The organism is Sphingopyxis sp., assembly GCF_025869345.1.
Taxonomy (GTDB): Bacteria; Pseudomonadota; Alphaproteobacteria; order Sphingomonadales; family Sphingomonadaceae; genus Sphingopyxis.
Genome location: NZ_JAOZVW010000024.1, coordinates 59853 through 75550 on the forward strand (window position 1 = coordinate 59853; position 15698 = coordinate 75550).

General features: G+C 66.5%; 15 protein-coding genes. 1 reads left to right on the forward strand and 14 read right to left on the reverse strand.

The genetic code is table 11. The features are described from left to right. The first annotated feature begins 2 nt into the window (after window positions 1-2). Window positions 3-314: an alkylphosphonate utilization protein gene (locus tag OJI97_RS02825; RefSeq protein WP_297660950.1), complete on the forward strand. Its 312-nt coding sequence runs from the start codon at window positions 3-5 to the stop codon at window positions 312-314. A gap of 96 nt (window positions 315-410) precedes the next feature. Here OJI97_RS02825 and OJI97_RS02830 read toward each other — a convergent pair whose 3' ends face one another. The 14 genes from OJI97_RS02830 to pabB form a co-directional block, all read right to left on the reverse strand. Continuing rightward, complete coding sequence (locus tag OJI97_RS02830; protein ID WP_297660951.1) at window positions 411-935, reverse strand: cupin domain-containing protein; 525 nt, start codon at window positions 933-935, stop codon at window positions 411-413. Window positions 936-997: 62 nt separating this feature from the next. Next, complete coding sequence (locus OJI97_RS02835) at window positions 998-2293, reverse strand: acyl-CoA dehydrogenase family protein (protein WP_297660953.1); 1296 nt, start codon at window positions 2291-2293, stop codon at window positions 998-1000. 16 nt (window positions 2294-2309) lie between these two features. Beyond that, the gene (locus OJI97_RS02840; protein WP_297660955.1) at window positions 2310-3641 is read right to left on the reverse strand and encodes a phosphotransferase family protein; all 1332 of its coding nucleotides are present in this window, start codon (window positions 3639-3641) and stop codon (window positions 2310-2312) included. A 58-nt stretch (window positions 3642-3699) separates the two neighbouring features. Continuing rightward, window positions 3700-4617 carry an energy transducer TonB gene (locus tag OJI97_RS02845; protein WP_297660956.1) on the reverse strand — a complete coding sequence of 306 codons (918 nt, stop codon included), beginning with the start codon at window positions 4615-4617 and terminating at the stop codon, window positions 3700-3702. A 47-nt stretch (window positions 4618-4664) separates the two neighbouring features. Continuing rightward, a complete protein-coding gene (locus OJI97_RS02850; protein ID WP_297660957.1) occupies window positions 4665-5447 on the reverse strand; it encodes an enoyl-CoA hydratase in 783 nt (260 codons plus the stop codon). Continuing rightward, entirely contained in the window at window positions 5444-6442 is a 999-nt protein-coding gene (locus OJI97_RS02855; RefSeq protein WP_297660958.1) for a cupin-like domain-containing protein, read from the reverse strand. Before OJI97_RS02855 ends, OJI97_RS02850 begins: the two co-directional genes overlap by 4 nt. A 143-nt stretch (window positions 6443-6585) precedes the next feature. After that, window positions 6586-7515, reverse strand: coding sequence for an electron transfer flavoprotein subunit alpha/FixB family protein (locus OJI97_RS02860; RefSeq protein ID WP_297660959.1), 930 nt, complete (start codon window positions 7513-7515; stop codon window positions 6586-6588). Next, window positions 7512-8261, reverse strand: a complete 750-nt coding sequence (locus OJI97_RS02865) for an electron transfer flavoprotein subunit beta/FixA family protein (protein WP_297660960.1) — start codon at window positions 8259-8261, stop codon at window positions 7512-7514. The genes OJI97_RS02860 and OJI97_RS02865 overlap by 4 nt, the downstream gene beginning before the upstream one ends. A gap of 109 nt (window positions 8262-8370) precedes the next feature. Continuing rightward, the gene (gene sucC / locus OJI97_RS02870) at window positions 8371-9579 is read right to left on the reverse strand and encodes an ADP-forming succinate--CoA ligase subunit beta (protein ID WP_297660962.1); all 1209 of its coding nucleotides are present in this window, start codon (window positions 9577-9579) and stop codon (window positions 8371-8373) included. Window positions 9580-9706: 127 nt separating this feature from the next. Then, window positions 9707-10021, reverse strand: a complete 315-nt coding sequence (locus OJI97_RS02875) for a hypothetical protein (RefSeq protein ID WP_297660964.1) — start codon at window positions 10019-10021, stop codon at window positions 9707-9709. Window positions 10022-10068: 47 nt separating this feature from the next. Next, entirely contained in the window at window positions 10069-11172 is a 1104-nt protein-coding gene (locus tag OJI97_RS02880; RefSeq protein ID WP_297660966.1) for a serine hydrolase, read from the reverse strand. A gap of 175 nt (window positions 11173-11347) precedes the next feature. Continuing rightward, window positions 11348-12013: a peptide-methionine (S)-S-oxide reductase MsrA gene (msrA, locus tag OJI97_RS02885; protein WP_297660974.1), complete on the reverse strand. Its 666-nt coding sequence runs from the start codon at window positions 12011-12013 to the stop codon at window positions 11348-11350. A gap of 408 nt (window positions 12014-12421) precedes the next feature. Continuing rightward, window positions 12422-13633: a pyridoxal phosphate-dependent aminotransferase gene (locus OJI97_RS02890; protein WP_297660968.1), complete on the reverse strand. Its 1212-nt coding sequence runs from the start codon at window positions 13631-13633 to the stop codon at window positions 12422-12424. Between the two features lie 115 nt (window positions 13634-13748). Continuing rightward, a complete protein-coding gene (gene pabB, locus OJI97_RS02895) occupies window positions 13749-15578 on the reverse strand; it encodes an aminodeoxychorismate synthase component I (RefSeq protein ID WP_297660970.1) in 1830 nt (609 codons plus the stop codon). Window positions 15579-15698 lie beyond the last annotated feature (120 nt).

Below are 15698 nucleotides of genomic sequence, written 5' to 3' on the forward strand. Positions count from 1 at the left end.
CGATGAGCAACGACGACGAAGACTATGTCTATGACGAGGCGAGCGGCGAATGGCTGCCCGCCAGCGAAGCGCGCGAACGAGCGGCCGCCGCCAATGCGCTGCCGCAAGCGAAGGACGCGGTCGGCAATGTGCTGAGCGACGGCGACTCGGTCGTCCTGATCAAGGATCTGCCGGTGAAGGGCGCGGGGCAGACGCTGAAGGTCGGCACCGTGATCAAGTCGATCCGGCTGACCGCCGATCCCGAAGAGATCGACTGCCGCTACGAGGGGATCAAGGGGCTGGTGCTGCGGACGGAGTTCGTGCGCAAGCGTTAGAGTCTTGATCCTGGCTTGGGATCGACTTTGAGCGAAACATACACGTGTCCCCGCAAAGGCGGGAGCACGCCGTTCTTTTGATCAACGATGATCAGACTATGCCCGCGCCGAAGGCGGCCGTTCCTTGTCCCAGCGGGGCCGCGCGGCGTCCATTCCGGCGACGACCTTGTCCCAATAGGCCTCGGTCCGCCCCTGGAACTTCATGTCGAAACGCTCGACCGTGCGGAATTCGAGCACTTCGACGCCTTCGGGGCCCGGCTTGTAGCTATAGGGCACGTCGCTGCCGACGAAAAAGCCGTCGCCCGCGCCGAGCTCTTCGGTCCCGAGTTTCAGCGAACCCGCGATGATATAATAGAGACAGTCCGCATCATGGCTGTGCAGCGGCAACGCGAAGCCGCTTTTGAACCAGGCATAGGTCAGGCTCATGTGGGGGAGCGAGAACAGCACTTTGGTGACGTTCCCTTCGCCGACGCCCGCCGCGACCCAGCGGCCGATGCCGGCTTCGACGATCGGGGTCAGCCCGGCGAGCGTCATCTTGTCGGTTTCGTTGAGGTCGGGCGCGTCGCCGGCCCGGAAAATCCGGAACGGCGCCGCATCCCGCGCGCGATCGGCTTCGGCCATGACTGTCTCCTCTTCCTTTGTCGCGACGATCATGCCGCAACGAAGCGAAGAGTCCAGCCCGGTCAGATCTTGCCCAGCGTCTCCCTGCGCGGCCCCATATAGCCGAAGAGATAGGCCGCCACTTTCCGCATCTGGATTTCCTCCGCGCCCTCGGTGATGCGATAGCGGCGGTGGTGGCGATAGATATGCTCGAACGGCTTGTGACGCGAATAGCCGATGCCGCCATGCACCTGCATCGCACGGTCGGCAGCTTCGCAGCACAGGCGGTTCGCCCAGTAATTGCACATGCTGACCTTGTCCGACAGCGTGCGCTCGATCTCCTTGTGCGGGGTATTATCCATGTCCCACGCGGTCTTGCGAATAAGGAGACGCAGCATTTCGGCCTGGGTCGCGAGTTCGACGAGCGGGAACTGGATCGCCTGATTCTTCGCCAGTGCCTCGCCGAAAGGCTTGCGCTCGCGCGCGTAGCGCACGCTCTCCTCGATGCAATAGACCGCGGCGCCCAGCGACGAGGCCGCCTGACGGATGCGGTTCTGGTGGACGAAGCTCTGCGCGATCGACAGCCCGCCATCGACCGGCCCCAGCCGCGCGCTGTCGGGCACCCAGACGTCGGTGAAGGTCATGCGCGGATGGTCGGTCGGCATGTTGAAGGTCCACATATATTCGTCGACCGTCATGCCCGGCGTGCCCGTCGGCACGAGCAGACAGGTGATGCCCCTGGCATCGCCATCCTCGCCGCTGGTGCGGCAGAAGGCGGCGCAATGCGTCGCGACATGCATGCCGGTGATCCACATCTTGCGCCCGTTGATCAGCCAGCCGTCGATGCCGTCGCGCGTCTCGCGCACCGCGCGCGTTTCCATATGCGTCGCATCGCTGCCGTGATCGGGCTCGGTGAGGCCGAAGGCGGTGCGGCGCTTGCCCTCGAACCCGCCGAGGATGAATTCCTGCTTCTGCTCCTCGCTCGTCGCGAACTGCTCGAACATCGCGACGAAGGGGAAATTGCCGACGATGCTATGCTCGTTCTGGAGGTCGTTGTGGAGGCCGAGGCCCTTCGCCGCGAAATGCTCGCGGATCACCGCCATCCACAGGTTCGATCCGTCCTTGCCGCCATATTTCTTCGGCGCCGAAAAACGCCAGTGCCCCGCCGCGTCGGCCTTGCGCGTCGCCTGCTTCAAAAGCTGTTCCCACTCATGACGCGGCAGCCCCTGATTGTCCCAGTCGGTGCGGCTATGCTCGCGGCGGTGGTCGAAGAAGCGGATATTGTCGTCCGCCAGTTCGAGCGGCCTGATCTCCGCCTCGATGAAGGCGTCGAGTTCGTCGAGATAGGCCTGCAGGTCGGCGGGCATCGCAAAATCCATGTCTCTCTCCTATCGTCTATCCGCGCCATTCGGCGCGCGCCGCGGCGAGCGCGGCATATTTGGGACTGTCGACCGCGCATTTGTCGAGCACCGCGCGGCGCAGCCTCGCAAGCAGGCCGGGCTCGGCGAGCGTCGTCTTCCCCGACATCAGTGCTTCGGCCAGCGCCCGGTCCTCGGCGCGCGTGCCGGTATCGAGATCGCGCATCACGATGCCGAGCGCATTCATCGCGACGACCGCCTCGAACTTGGCGTGACCTTCGGCTTTGGGCTTGATCGCGCTTTCGATCCAGTCGCGCACCGCCTGCACCATCTCGCGGCTCGTCGGCTCGCCCGTCGGGGCGGGCGCGGGATCGGCGGGCGGCGGCAAGGCGCGCTGCCGTTCCGCCTCGGGCGCCTCTTCCTCGAGCAGCCGGATCAGATCGAGTTCCTGCTCCGCCGTCCGCCGCCCGACGACGACGCGTTCGACCGTCGTGTCGGCGCCGCTGCGCCACGCCTGCCCCATTTGCAGGCAGCCGAGCGCCCACCAGAGCGTGCGGTAGACGAGCCAGAACTTGAACCGCGCCGGATCGACCCTGACGCCGCCCGCCGCCGCGTAGGCCGCGAAATAATCTTCGAGACTGCCGACCCCGAACGCCGGCTTGTCGAGCTGGCCGAAGCGCCAGACGGTCATGCAGCCGAAAGCGAGATCCTCGTGCGCGTCGCCGAGATGCGCCAGTTCCCAGTCGAGCACGACCGCCAGCCCCTCACCGTCGACCATGATGTTCCCCATCCGGTAATCGCCATGGACGAGCACCGGGTCGGCGGGTTCGGGCAGATGATCCTCACACCATTTGACCGCGAGCGCGATCGCCGGGCGGTCGCCGCCGTAGGAGAGAAAGCGCGCCTTGAGCTCGGCGAGCGCCGCGGCGGTGTCCATCACCGGAATGCCTTCGGGGATCGCGGCGCGCGGCAGGGCGTGAATATGCGCGAGTTCGCGGCCGAGATCGGCGACGAGCGACGGCGGCGGGTTCGGCAATATCTTCGCGGGGCTGACCTCGGCGACGACCCGGCGCATCACATAGCCGGTGCCCATGCCGTCGGCGTCGGCGAGCACGCCGACGACCTCGGGCGCCTTGACGCCGCCCGCATGCGCCGCCCGCACCAGCGCCGCCTCGACCGGGTGCCCATAGGGCCGCCCTTCCATATATTCGGCCGACGGCGCGCGGCGCAGCACATAGGCCATCCCCGCCCAGTCGAACGCCCAGCTTTCCATATTCGCGCCCCCCGACAGGCGGGCGAGCCCCGACAGCGTGCCGGGCCCGGCGATGCGCGTCATGAAGGCGGAAAGCGGTTCGGAGAGATCGGCCATTACTTAACCATGCTAAGTATTTTCGCAGGCCGCAAGCCCCATTGCATTCGGGCCCCGATCAGGGGAGCGTGAAACGCACAGCGCTCAGATAATAGGTCTTCATCGGCTTGCCCTCGGAATCGAGCGCGGGTTCGAAGCGGGCGCGCCGCATCAGCAACTGGCATACCGTCTTGGCGAATCCATCGGGATCGGTCGATTGCTGGATATGGCACGATAGCGGCTTCCCGTCCTCGCCGATGGTCAGCCGGAATTGAATCATCCCCTGCATCCCGTTGATGAGCATATCGCGCGGATAATCATCGGGCCCAAGCCATCGTCCCGGCGATCCGCGTGGCACGGCGGGGCGCGACTGAGTCCTGACCTGCTTGGGATCGACACCCCAATGCGTCACGAGCTCGTCGGTGCAGGCCCGCATCGCGTCGAGCGCCTTCTTCATGGGCCCGGTGTGCAGGATCAGCGGGCGGCGCAGCGGGGGGCCGAAACGAAGCTGCGTCGTCGCGGCTTCGTCAGCTTCCGAAATCGGCGCGATCGGCGCCGTATCGGCCAGTCCTTCCTCCGCGGCCTCGGCCGCAACCTGTGCCTGCTGCGCCTCGGTAAGCGGGCGGATGCGCGCATTGCCGGCGAAAATCCACGCCGGCAGCTTCTCGCCGAGCTTTCCCGAAAAGAAACGGACGGTCTGCGCGTCCCAACCTGGTCCGAACTGCACACTGGCCTCGCCGCCGGACTTCACCGCTTCGGTCGCCGCGCCCGCCAGCGTCAGGCGAAAGACATCGCCCGGCGCATAGCGATCCATTATCAGGATGGTCCGCTGCTCTCCCTCACCGAAGACGCGCCCCAGCCGGCAATAGTCATCGGCATAATTCACGTTCCACGGCGACGACGGTTCGAGCATGACCGGCTCGTCCTTCTCCGCGGCAACCAGCGGCGCGCTGCTCAGCAGCAGCCCCGCGCCAACGACCCATCCCCCCGTTTTCATGGACATAAGGCTAAGGCGTCCACGCCCCGAAGGCAAGCCGCGACCGTTCAGCCCGCGCGTTCGCGGCTCCGCTCCATCACCGCGAGGCGGCGTGCTTCGACCTCTTCGGCGCGCACGGCGCCGTTCGCGGCTTTCGAACGCTGCTGTTCGAGCGCGAGTCCGTCGGCGAAAGGCAGCGCATAGCCATCGTCGATCAGCCGCTTGTAGCCCCGCACCATGGCCGGATCGATGCTGGCGATATCACGCGCGAGTGCCTGTGCCGCGGGAAGCAGCGCCTCGGGCGCGACGACGCGGTTGACGAGGCCCCAGTCGCGCGCCGCCTCGGCGCCCAGGAAATTGCCGGTCAGCGACAATTCCTTCGCGCGGCCGAGGCCAACGATGCGCGACAATTTCTGCGACAGGCCCCAGCCGGGCATGATGCCGACGCGCGCATGGGTGTCGGCGAAGCGCGCATGGGTCGAGGCGATCAATATATCGCACGCCAGCGCGACCTCAAACCCGCCGGTGATCGCGACGCCGTTGATCGCGCCGATCACCGGCTGCGGACACAGCTCGATCGCCCGCACCGGATTTTCGTCGGCCCCCTCGGCGTTGGCGGCGCCGAGGTTGGACGTGTCGGCGCCGAGTTCCTTGAGGTCGAGCCCCGCGGTGAAGGCACGCGTCCCCGCCCCGGTCAGCACGATCGCACGGATGCTTTCATCCGCGGCGAGGCCCCGCATCGCCGCCGCCAGCTCGGCGCGCAGCGCGCGCGACAGCGCGTTCATCGCCTCGGGGCGGTTGAGGGTGACGGTGGCGACGGGGCCGTCGCGGGCGATGAGCACCAAAGTCATCGGTCGATTTCTCCCCAGGATGTATAATCCTCGACATGAATATTGGGCCGGCGGAAACTGGTGAAGCTCATGCTCGCCGACAGATCGAGCGCCTCGACCTGATGCCACCATCCAACGGGCAGGAATATGGCCTCGCCAGGGCCGATGATCGTTTCGAGGACGGGCGGCGTCGCCGCGCCGCCCTCGCCCGCGGGCAGCGGCTCATTGCCCCAATCCGAAAAGCAATGCCGGCTGTTCCGCATCCGCGCGAATGCCCACGGCGGCGCCATCCGCACCCGCTTGCGCCCCAAGACCTGCACCAGCAGATTGTTGGTGAGATCGTGGTGCCAAGGCGTCAGCGTGCCTTTCGGCCCCAGCCAGAAAAAACCGTCCCGATCCCCACGCGCTTCGAGCAGGTCGATCGGCGCCAGATCCTCCCACAGGATAGCGAGCGCCGCGGCGTTGGTGCCGCTGTTATAGGCCGTCAGATAGATGTCGTTGCTCGCTTCGCCCTTGCGCAGCCAGCCGATCAACTCGCCGAAACGGACGAGACGGCGGTGATCATCCTTCGCGAGCTCATACTCGGGATCGCCGTCGCGCCCGACCTGCGCTTCGACCATGGCATGGCCCGCGACACGCTCGAAATGATCGAGCGACCAGCGCGCCAGCGCAGGCCAATGATCGACAACGCCGGTGAGTTTCGCGGGCCAGTTGGTGTCGTAATATCGGCGGTAGAATAGGTCAGGTGCAGGCTTGTCGAGCATGGCGAGCACGAAGCCCCCATCCGCCTCGAACGCCAGCCGCTGCTGATTTGCGAGCAGCCAGCCCTGCTTCGCCATTCGCGCCGCTTGCCGGCGCAGCATCGCCGCCATCGGATCTTTCGCCAGCCGGTCGACCTCATATTTCGCCGAGGCGGCCGACACGCCGGCATCGCGTAGCCGGGCGCCGAGCGCGGCATCATCCTCGCCAGCGGCGAGCCCGGCGGCCAGCAATGCGCGTTTGTCGGGCTGGGACATCGGGCCTCCTCGCTCTCTTGCTTCCGGTTAGCGGAAGGAGCCACTTCGCCTCAAGCGCCGATCGATGACAGAAGGATGACGCGCTCCAAATGAAAACGGCCGCGGGATCGCCCGCGGCCGTTTCCGAATCATGGCCGAAAGGCTCAGATCTTGCCGGTCAGTTCGGGGACGGCATTGAACAGATCGGCGACGAGGCCGAAGTCGGCGACCTGGAAGATCGGGGCGTCCTCGTCCTTGTTGATCGCGACGATCGTCTTGCTGTCCTTCATGCCCGCAAGGTGCTGGATCGCGCCCGAGATGCCGATCGCGAAATAGACTTCCGGCGCGACGATCTTGCCGGTCTGGCCGACCTGATAGTCGTTGGGGACATAGCCCGCATCGACCGCGGCGCGGCTGGCGCCGAGCGCGGCGCCGAGCTTGTCGGCGAGCGGAACGATGACTTCCTGATACTTCTCGCTCGAACCGAGCGCGCGGCCGCCCGACACGATGATCTTCGCCGAGGTGAGTTCGGGCCGATCCTGCTTGGCGATTTCGGCGCCGACGAAGCTGGAGATTCCAGCGTCGCCGCCCGCCGAGACGGCTTCCACACTGCCCGAACCGCCGGTGCTGGCGGCCTTTTCGAAGGCGGTGCCGCGGATGGTCAGGACCAGCTTCGCGTCCGAGCTTTCGACGGTCGCGATCGCGTTGCCGGCGTAGATCGGGCGAGTGAAGGTCTTGGGACCCTCGACCGACAGAATTTCGCTGATTTGCATCACGTCGAGCAGCGCGGCGACGCGCGGCGCGATATTCTTGCCGGTCGTGGTGGCGGGCACGACGAACGCATCGTGGCTCGCCATCAGCTCGGCGACGAGCGGCGCGATATTTTCGGGCAGGTTGTGACCGAAAGCGGCGTTGTCGGCGACATGCACCTTGCCGACACCGGCAATCCCGGCCGCCGCTTTCGCGACGCCATCGACGCCGCTACCGGCGACCAGAAGATGGACTTCGCCGAGCTTCGATGCGGCGGTCACCGCGGCGAGCGTGGCGTCCTTGACGGCGCTGCCGTCATGTTCGACCCAAACGAGCGTTTTCATGAATGCACTCCCATCGCCTTGAGCTTGGCAACCAGTTCATCGACATCGGCGACCTTGACGCCGGCCGAGCGGACGGGCGGTTCCGAGACCTTCACCGTCTTGACGCGCGGCGCCGTGTCGACGTCGTAGTCGGCGGGCGACTTGGTATCGAGCGGCTTCGACTTCGCCTTCATGATATTCGGCAGCGAGGCATAGCGCGGCTCGTTCAGGCGAAGGTCGGTGGTGACGATCGCGGGGAGCTTGAGCTTCACCGTTTCCAGACCGCCGTCGACTTCGCGCGTCACGCTGATATGATCGCCCTCGACGTTGACCGCGCTGGCGAAAGTGCCCTGCGCCCAGCCGGTGAGCGCGGCGAGCATCTGGCCGGTCTGGTTGTTGTCGTCGTCGATCGCCTGCTTGCCAAGGATGACAAGGCCGGGCTGTTCGGCGTCGGCGATCGCCTTGAATATCTTCGCGAGCGCCAGCGGCTCGACGGCATCGTCGGTCTGCACCAGGATCGCGCGGTCGGCGCCCATCGCGAGCGCGGTGCGCAGCGTTTCCTGCGCCTTCGCCGGGCCGACGCTGACGGCGATGATCTCGGTCGCGACGCCCTTTTCCTTCAGGCGAATCGCTTCCTCGACGCCGATCTCGTCGAACGGGTTCATCGACATCTTCACATTGGCCAGGTCAACGCCGGTGCCGTCGGACTTCACCCGCGGCTTCACGTTGTAATCGAGCACCCGCTTCACGGGGACGAGGATTTTCATGGGCTCAAAGCTCCTCTCAACAAATTGTGCGCTGCGTCATAATTGGCGTTTACGTAAACGTCAACCGACAGCTCCGCACCCTCCCTTTTCGGGGAGGGTGGCCTTTTCGTTATGCCGCCTTGGCAACCTCGGCGACGATCTTCTTGGCCGCATCGCCGAGATCGTTGGCCGCGACGATCGGGAGGCCCGAATTGGCGAGAATGTCCTTGCCCTGCTGGACGTTCGTGCCTTCGAGGCGAACGACGAGCGGGACCGACAGATTCACTTCCTTCGCCGCGGCGACGATGCCCTCGGCGATGATGTCGCACTTCATGATGCCGCCGAAGATGTTGACGAGGATGCCCTCGACCGCCGGGTCCTTCAGGATGATCTTGAACGCCGCGGTCACCTTTTCCTTATTGGCGCCGCCGCCGACGTCGAGGAAGTTCGCCGGGAAGGCGCCATTGAGCTTGATGATGTCCATCGTCGCCATCGCGAGGCCGGCGCCGTTGACCATGCAGCCGATGTTGCCGTCGAGCTTGATATAGGCGAGGTCATATTCCGACGCCTCGACCTCAGCCGGGTCTTCCTCTGTCAGGTCGCGGAGGTCGGCGATGTCCTTGTGGCGGAACATGGCATTGCCGTCGAAGCCGAGCTTGGCGTCGAGGACGAGCAGTTCGTCGCCGTTCGCGCCTTCGCAGACGGCGAGCGGGTTGATCTCGATCTGCTCGGCATCGGTCGCGAGGAAAGCGTTGTAGAGGCCTGCGAGCGTCTTCGCCGCCTGCTTGGCGAGATCGCCTTCGAGCTCGAGCGCCGCGGCGACGCTGCGGCCATGGTGCGGCATCAGGCCGGTCGCGGGATCGATGACGATGGTGTGGATCTTGTCGGGCGTGTTGTGCGCGACGGTTTCGATGTCCATCCCGCCCTCGGTCGAGGCGACCACCGCGATGCGGCTGGTGGCGCGGTCGACGAGCAGCGCGAGATAATATTCCTTTTTGATGTCGGCGCCGTCGGTGATGTAGAGGCGATTGACCTGCTTGCCATGCTCGCCGGTCTGGATCGTCACCAGCGTGTTGCCGAGCATGTCCCTGGCCGCGGCCTCGACTTCTTCCAGCGTCTTGGCGAGGCGGACGCCGCCCTTGGCGTCGGGGCCGAGTTCCTTGAACTTGCCCTTGCCGCGGCCGCCGGCGTGGATCTGCGCCTTCACGACATAGAGCGGCCCGGGAAGCTGCTTCGCTGCGGCGACGGCTTCCTCGACGCTCATCGCGGCAATGCCCTTGGGCACCGCGACGCCAAATTTCGCGAGCAGTTCTTTCGCCTGATATTCGTGGATGTTCATGAGGTCTGCCGGGCCTTTCGACTCTGGAAGGGGAGAAGAATGGCGCCGCATAAGCACAAGTTGCGCGGCAAGGCTACCCCTGCCGCGTCCAGAAAAACTTGGGCTGTCGAAACTGGGAGCTAAGTCGTTAGCGCAGCGCGCAAAGCGCGGCGGAGCTTGTCGACACCGTCAATATCTCGGGATCCTTGAGGGCGCGCACCTTGTGGAGGAACTGGTCGAGCGACAGATCGGTGATCCGTTTGTCCTTGAGGCTGCCGAGCGCCGAGAGGCGGCGGAGCTGGACGAGCGACAGGCGGTCGACCATCCGCTCGGCCATGCACGCCGACATCGCCTGCGACAGACCGGCGTTGCGGAGACCGTTGCGGAGCCGCGTCTCGGGCGTCGCGCAGCTTGCGAGCACGAGGCACGCGGCGATCAGGGGGAAAGCGAGACAGGTCTTCATGCGCCGCCTATAATCGAAAGCGGCAAGACCACAAACCCGCAGAACGCCTATCGCCCGTGGAATTCGGCGACGGCGCCCGACACCGCCTGCATCAGCGCCATGCGCTGCGGGATCGACGCGGTCGTGGTGCCCAGCATCACGACGATCGCATAGCGGGTGCCGTCGGGCGCAGTAGCGATACCGATGTCGTTATAGCCCGCGGTCATGCCGTTGAGATCCTGGCCGGTGCCGGTCTTGTGGAGGAATTGCCAGCCGGCGGGCAGACCGGCCTTCAGCCGTTTCGGCCCGCTGTGCGTCCGCGTCATCACGCCGAGCAGATAGTCGGTCGATTCGGGCGACAACAAGGTGCCGCGCGCGAGGCGGGTCAGCGCGCTCGCGATCGCCGCCGGGCTCGCGCCGTCGACCGGGTCGGCGAGATATTTGTCCATCGCCGCCTGGCGCGTCGCCATCGGCAGCGCCGCGCGCGCGGTATAGAAGTTGCGGCCGATCGCATAGCTCTGCTGCCAGGTCAGCCCCGCGGTGCCGCTTTGCAGCAGCCGCTCGCCGGGGCCGAAGCGAATCGATCCCAGATCCTTCTTCGCAATGAAGGCGCGCACCGCACTGGGCCCGCCGACGGTGCGCAACAGGCTGTCGTTCGCCAGATTGTCGCTGTGGGTGATCGCGGTCTCGATCAGGTCGCGCACGCTCATCGTCACGCTGCCTTCCGAGCGCACGCGCGCGGCGAGCGGCTGGTGGAAGACGACCAGATCCTCGGGCCCGATGCGGACCTTCTGGTCGAGGCTGATCCGGCCACTATCGACCGCGTCGAGGACGCTCATCGTGACCCACAGCTTCGATACGCTCTGCTGCGGGAACAGGTCGGTGCCGCGCTCAGCGATCGCCCATTCGCCATCGATGCGCTGGACCGCGATGCCGGTCTTGCCGGGGAAAGCACGCCAGAGCGAGGCGATGCGATCGGCGAGGCCGGGCGCCGGACGACGGAAGCCGGGATCGAGCGTGCCGCGCGGCGGCGGGGCCGGCGAGCGAACCGGCTCCCCGATCGGAACGGTGACCGCGCCCGGAGCATGGTGGGCAGGCTGCGCCTGGCGCGGCGGCGGCACCAGCGCCGCGCCGCTGACGCATCCTGCGAGCAACGTCGCGCCGATGGTCATGCCGAGCAGCGACCTGCCCGAAAACTGTAGCTTCATTCCAACCCCGCGGCTGCGACCGTTTCTATCGTCCCGACCCCTTGTGGCCGGCTTCGTTGGTCCCGCAGCCACGCCTGGCGGACCAGCGATTTGCGACGAACGATTCCGCAGGCGCGATGAGCGGCGGGGCGGCGAGGATTCAGGGGGCCGGCGTCCCACGGACGAGACCGGGAAACAGCCGCTTCAGCGCGGCGAGCTTCGGCGCGTCCCAGCGGACGATATAGGGATTCGCCGGGTGGAGCCGCATGAAATTCTGGTGCCAGGATTCGGCCGGATAGAAGCGCTTATATGCCTCGATCGGGACGACGAGCCGCTTGGCATAATATCCGCCCTTGCCGATCTGCGCGAGATAGGCCGCCGCGACCTGCCGCTGCGCCGCGTCCATCGGCACGATCGCGGCGCGATATTGGGGCCCGGCGTCGGGGCCCTGCCGATTCTTCAGCGTCGGGTCGGCGACGACCGAGAACAGCACGCGCAGCAGGGTGCCATAGCTGACCCTGGTCGGATCATAGACGATCCGCACCGCCTCGGCGTGGCCCGAGGTGCCGTCGTGGGTCAGTTCATATTTCGCCGTCGCCGCGCTGCCGCCGTGATAGCCCGCCTCGACCGAGATCACGCCCCTGACGTTGGAAAAGACGCCCTCGACGCCCCAGAAGCAGCCGCCCGCGAGCACCGCGGTCGCGCGCTTCGCGCTCACCGCGGGGTCATAGGCGGCGGCGGGCAGCTTGACGACATTCTCGGCCTGCGCGGGCGCACATTGCGCGAGAAGCGGTGCCGCGAGCAACGCGGCGAACGCGCGCCGCATCGGCATTATAAGGGAAGCGCGAGCCCCGGATGCTGGAGCATCACGATCAGCCCGCCAATGGCGAAGCCGGCAAGCATGGTCGGAAACCAGTCGGAGCGAATCAGGGTGAGCATGGGAGCCTCTTGTCATATTGATCGTTTCGCGGGCGATGCCGCCCTGGTTACACCGAACGATATGGCGCGCCCCTTGCCGCCGTGCAGTGATGGCGATCACCTATAGGGACCAGGGCTTACCGAAGGGTGAACCGGATGGTTGTGCTGGGTTCAGGAAGGGGAGAGCCACCCCCTCCTCTTCAGAGGAGGGGCAGCGAGACTTGGGAACCTGTTCCCTAGTCGCAGCGGGGTGGTGCTCCTTCATCGACGTCCACCACCCCAAACCCCTCCTCTAAAGAGGAGGGGCTTAAGGGCATCAGCTCAGCGCCGCGCAGGCCTGCTGGATGCGCACGCACGCTTCCTTGAGCGCCGCTTCGGACGTCGCATAGGAAACGCGAAACGCCGGCGACAGGCCGAAGGCACCGCCGTGCACCGCCGCGACGCGCGCGGCGTCGAGGAAATAGTCGATCAGCATCTCGTCATTCTCGATGACGTGGCCGGAGGGCGTCTTCTTGCCGATGCAGCCGCTCGCGTCGGGATAGACATAGAAGGCACCGTCGGGAACCGGGCACGACAGCCCGGGCGCATCGTTGAGCATCGCGACCACCATGTCGCGCCGCTTCCGGAACGCGGCATTGCGGTCGTCGAGAAACTGCTGCGGCCCGCCGAGCGCCGCCGCCGCCGCCGCCTGCGCGATCGAGCAGGGGTTCGAGGTCGACTGCGACTGGAGCTTGCCCATCGCCTTGATGATCCACGCGGGGCCGCCGGCATAGCCGATCCGCCAGCCGGTCATCGCATAGGCCTTCGAACAGCCGTTGACGGTCAAAATGCGGTCGGCGAGGTCGGGGCAGCGCTGCGCCAGCGTCGAGAAGGCGAAATCGGCGTACCAGACATGCTCGTACATATCGTCGGTCATCACCATCACGTGCGAATGACGGCGGATCACCTCGCCGATCGCGTCGAGTTCCTCGGACGAGTAAGCCGCGCCCGAGGGGTTGGACGGCGAGTTGAACATCACCCAGCGCGTCTTCTTCGTGATCGCCTGGTCGAGCTGCGCCGGGGTGATCTTGTAGTTCTGCGCTGCCGTGCCTTCGACAATCACGGGCGTCCCGCCGCAGAAGGCGACGATGTCGGGATAGCTCACCCAATAGGGCGCGGGGATGATCACCTCATCGCCCGCATCGACCGTCGCGACGAGCGCGTTGAAGAGCGTGTGCTTGCCGCCGACGTTGACCGTGATCTGATCGAGGCCGTAGTCGAGACCGTTGTCGCGGCGGAACTTGCCGCGGATCGCTTCCTTGAGCGCGATCGTGCCGTCGACCAGCGTATATTTGGTCTGCCCATTGCGGATCGCCTCGATCGCCGCTTCCTTGACGAAATCGGGGGTATCGAAATCGGGCTCGCCCGCCGAAAGGCCGATGACGTCGACGCCTTCGGCCTTCAGCTTGGTCACGCGCGCGGTCATCGCGAGCGTCGCCGAGGGCTGGATGCGTTGGAGGGCGGCGGAGATATGCGGCTTCAGCGACATGGAGAGGCGGTCCTTCGCGAGCAAATGGACAGGAAATTGCGCGCGGCCGCGCCTAGAGCTTCCATCCGCAATTCGCAAGCGCGGCATGGGATAATTTACCTATGCAGGGCGAAGCTCAACCTATCGCGGAGGCGGCACCGTCCACCAGCCGCGCCGGGATCAGGCCGCGCAGCGAATTGCCGAGATAGAAGCCGTCCGCAAGATCGGCGAGGCGCAGGTACGATTCGACCGCGCGACCCTTCTCGATCAGTTCGGCGCGCAGCACGCCCGGAAGCAGGCCGAGCGCCAGCGGCGGCGTCAGCAGCAGCCCGTCGCGCTCGACGAAGATATTGCTCCAGCTTCCCTCGGTGACGAAGCCCGGCTCGTCGACGAACACCACCTCGACCGCGCCACAATCCGCCCGCGCGGCGTCATAGGGCGCGCGCAGGCTCGTCTTGTGCAGGGCGCGGAAATCGCCCGGCGCCATCGGCGCGGGGCAGACCGCGACCGGCACCGGCAGCTCGGCGAGGCGCGGCAGCGGCGACACCTCGACCGCGAGCGCGCCCGAGCGCGCGAGCCGCATCCGCACCCGCGCCGCGCTGCGCAGGCGGAAGGTCGCCGATTGCAGGCTGTTGCGCGCACCGTGCCGGTCGAACAGGAAATCGAGCGCCGCCGCACTTGCCTTCATCCGCGCCAGATGGCCTTCGAGCCGCTGGACGCCTTCGACCGGATCGAAGAGCATCGTTTCGATCAGGTCGAAGCTTTCGCCCGCTACGCTCACAAATTCCCCCTTGGCCAGACATTCGCGCCATTCCTCCGCCGGCTGGCTGTCGGCGACGATTCCGGAGCCGAGTCCCAGCGTGGCGCAAGCCGCGCTTTCCTGCAAGCCTCCGTGCGGAAACACCAAAGTCCGGATCGCGACGTTGAAGGCGGCATCGCCCCCCGCTTCGATGAAGCCGATCGAGCCGGTGTAGAGCCCGCGCGGTTCCGTTTCCAGCGCGTCGATGATCTCCATCGCGCGCACCTTCGGCGCCCCCGTGATCGACCCGCAGGGAAAGGCGGCGCGCAGCACATCGGCCGCCCCCGCGCCTTCGGGAAGCGCCGCCGACACGTCGGAGACGAGTTGGTGGATCGTCGGAAAGCTCTCGACGCGGAAAAGCTCCGGCACCGTCACCGTTCCCGGCACCGCGACGCGCGACAGATCGTTGCGGATCAGGTCGACGATCATCAGATTCTCGGCGCGCTGCTTGGGGTCCTCGGCCAATTCGCGCGCCGCCGCGGCATCGGCGTCGGCGTCGGCACGCCGTTCGGCAGTCCCCTTCATCGGCCGTGCCATCACCTGCCCCTCGCGCAAAGCGAAGAAAAGCTCGGGCGACAGCGAGGCGACTGCGCGCTCGCCGGTCCACAGGAAACCGCCATAGCCCGCCCGCGCGGTGCGCCGCAGCCGCGCATAGACGGCGAGCGGATCGCCGAGCAGCGGCACGTCGGCGCGGAAGGTCAGGTTCGCCTGATAGATGTCGCCCGCGCGAATATAGGCAAGCACTTGCTCGACCGCGGCCAGATAGTCGGCGCGCTCGACGCGCGGCCGGGGGGAGCCGACCCAGGCACCGGCCGGATCGGGAAGCCATTCGGCGACGGCGTCGGGCGCGATCCGCTCGACGGTCTCGAACAGGCCGAACCAGCCGAACGGCAGGTCGCCGTCCCGCGCGGCACCGGGCGCGCCGCGCCACGCGGGCGCCAGCCCCTTCCCGGCCTCATAAGCAAGAAAACCCGCAGCGTGCAGCCCACGCTTCCGCGCCGCCTCCAATTCCCTCAGCAAGGCGGGTATTTCACGCGCCGAATGCGCCGTGACGATCTCCACCGGATTCCGGAACAGCCGCGCCGGTGCCGCGCCTTCGGCGCGCGCGTCGTCGAGCAACACGAAGGGCGGACCATCGAGACCCGGCGCCGGACTCACCATTTCCATCGACCCGCGGCGGGCGGGCGAGGGTCAGGACCCATTAAATGCGCGATCGAGGCGTCGAAATGGCGAAGATATCGGGTTCGGGCGGGCGCAGCGGGTAGCATCGCTACCCGCAAGGCCGCG

Bases quoted from the DNA above. Each gene is read 5' to 3' on its own strand.
- OJI97_RS02825 (WP_297660950.1), top strand. From the start codon at position 3: ATGAGCAACGACGACGAAGACTATGTCTATGACGAGGCGAGCGGCGAA.
- OJI97_RS02830 (WP_297660951.1), bottom strand. From the start codon at position 935: ATGGCCGAAGCCGATCGCGCGCGGGATGCGGCGCCGTTCCGGATTTTC.
- OJI97_RS02835 (WP_297660953.1), bottom strand. From the start codon at position 2,293: ATGGATTTTGCGATGCCCGCCGACCTGCAGGCCTATCTCGACGAACTC.
- OJI97_RS02840 (WP_297660955.1), bottom strand. From the start codon at position 3,641: ATGGCCGATCTCTCCGAACCGCTTTCCGCCTTCATGACGCGCATCGCC.
- OJI97_RS02845 (WP_297660956.1), bottom strand. From the start codon at position 4,617: ATGAAAACGGGGGGATGGGTCGTTGGCGCGGGGCTGCTGCTGAGCAGC.
- OJI97_RS02850 (WP_297660957.1), bottom strand. From the start codon at position 5,447: ATGACTTTGGTGCTCATCGCCCGCGACGGCCCCGTCGCCACCGTCACC.
- OJI97_RS02855 (WP_297660958.1), bottom strand. From the start codon at position 6,442: ATGTCCCAGCCCGACAAACGCGCATTGCTGGCCGCCGGGCTCGCCGCT.
- OJI97_RS02860 (WP_297660959.1), bottom strand. From the start codon at position 7,515: ATGAAAACGCTCGTTTGGGTCGAACATGACGGCAGCGCCGTCAAGGAC.
- OJI97_RS02865 (WP_297660960.1), bottom strand. From the start codon at position 8,261: ATGAAAATCCTCGTCCCCGTGAAGCGGGTGCTCGATTACAACGTGAAG.
- sucC (WP_297660962.1), bottom strand. From the start codon at position 9,579: ATGAACATCCACGAATATCAGGCGAAAGAACTGCTCGCGAAATTTGGC.
- OJI97_RS02875 (WP_297660964.1), bottom strand. From the start codon at position 10,021: ATGAAGACCTGTCTCGCTTTCCCCCTGATCGCCGCGTGCCTCGTGCTC.
- OJI97_RS02880 (WP_297660966.1), bottom strand. From the start codon at position 11,172: ATGACCATCGGCGCGACGTTGCTCGCAGGATGCGTCAGCGGCGCGGCG.
- msrA (WP_297660974.1), bottom strand. From the start codon at position 12,013: ATGCGGCGCGCGTTCGCCGCGTTGCTCGCGGCACCGCTTCTCGCGCAA.
- OJI97_RS02890 (WP_297660968.1), bottom strand. From the start codon at position 13,633: ATGTCGCTGAAGCCGCATATCTCCGCCGCCCTCCAACGCATCCAGCCC.
- pabB (WP_297660970.1), bottom strand. From the start codon at position 15,578: ATGGAAATGGTGAGTCCGGCGCCGGGTCTCGATGGTCCGCCCTTCGTG.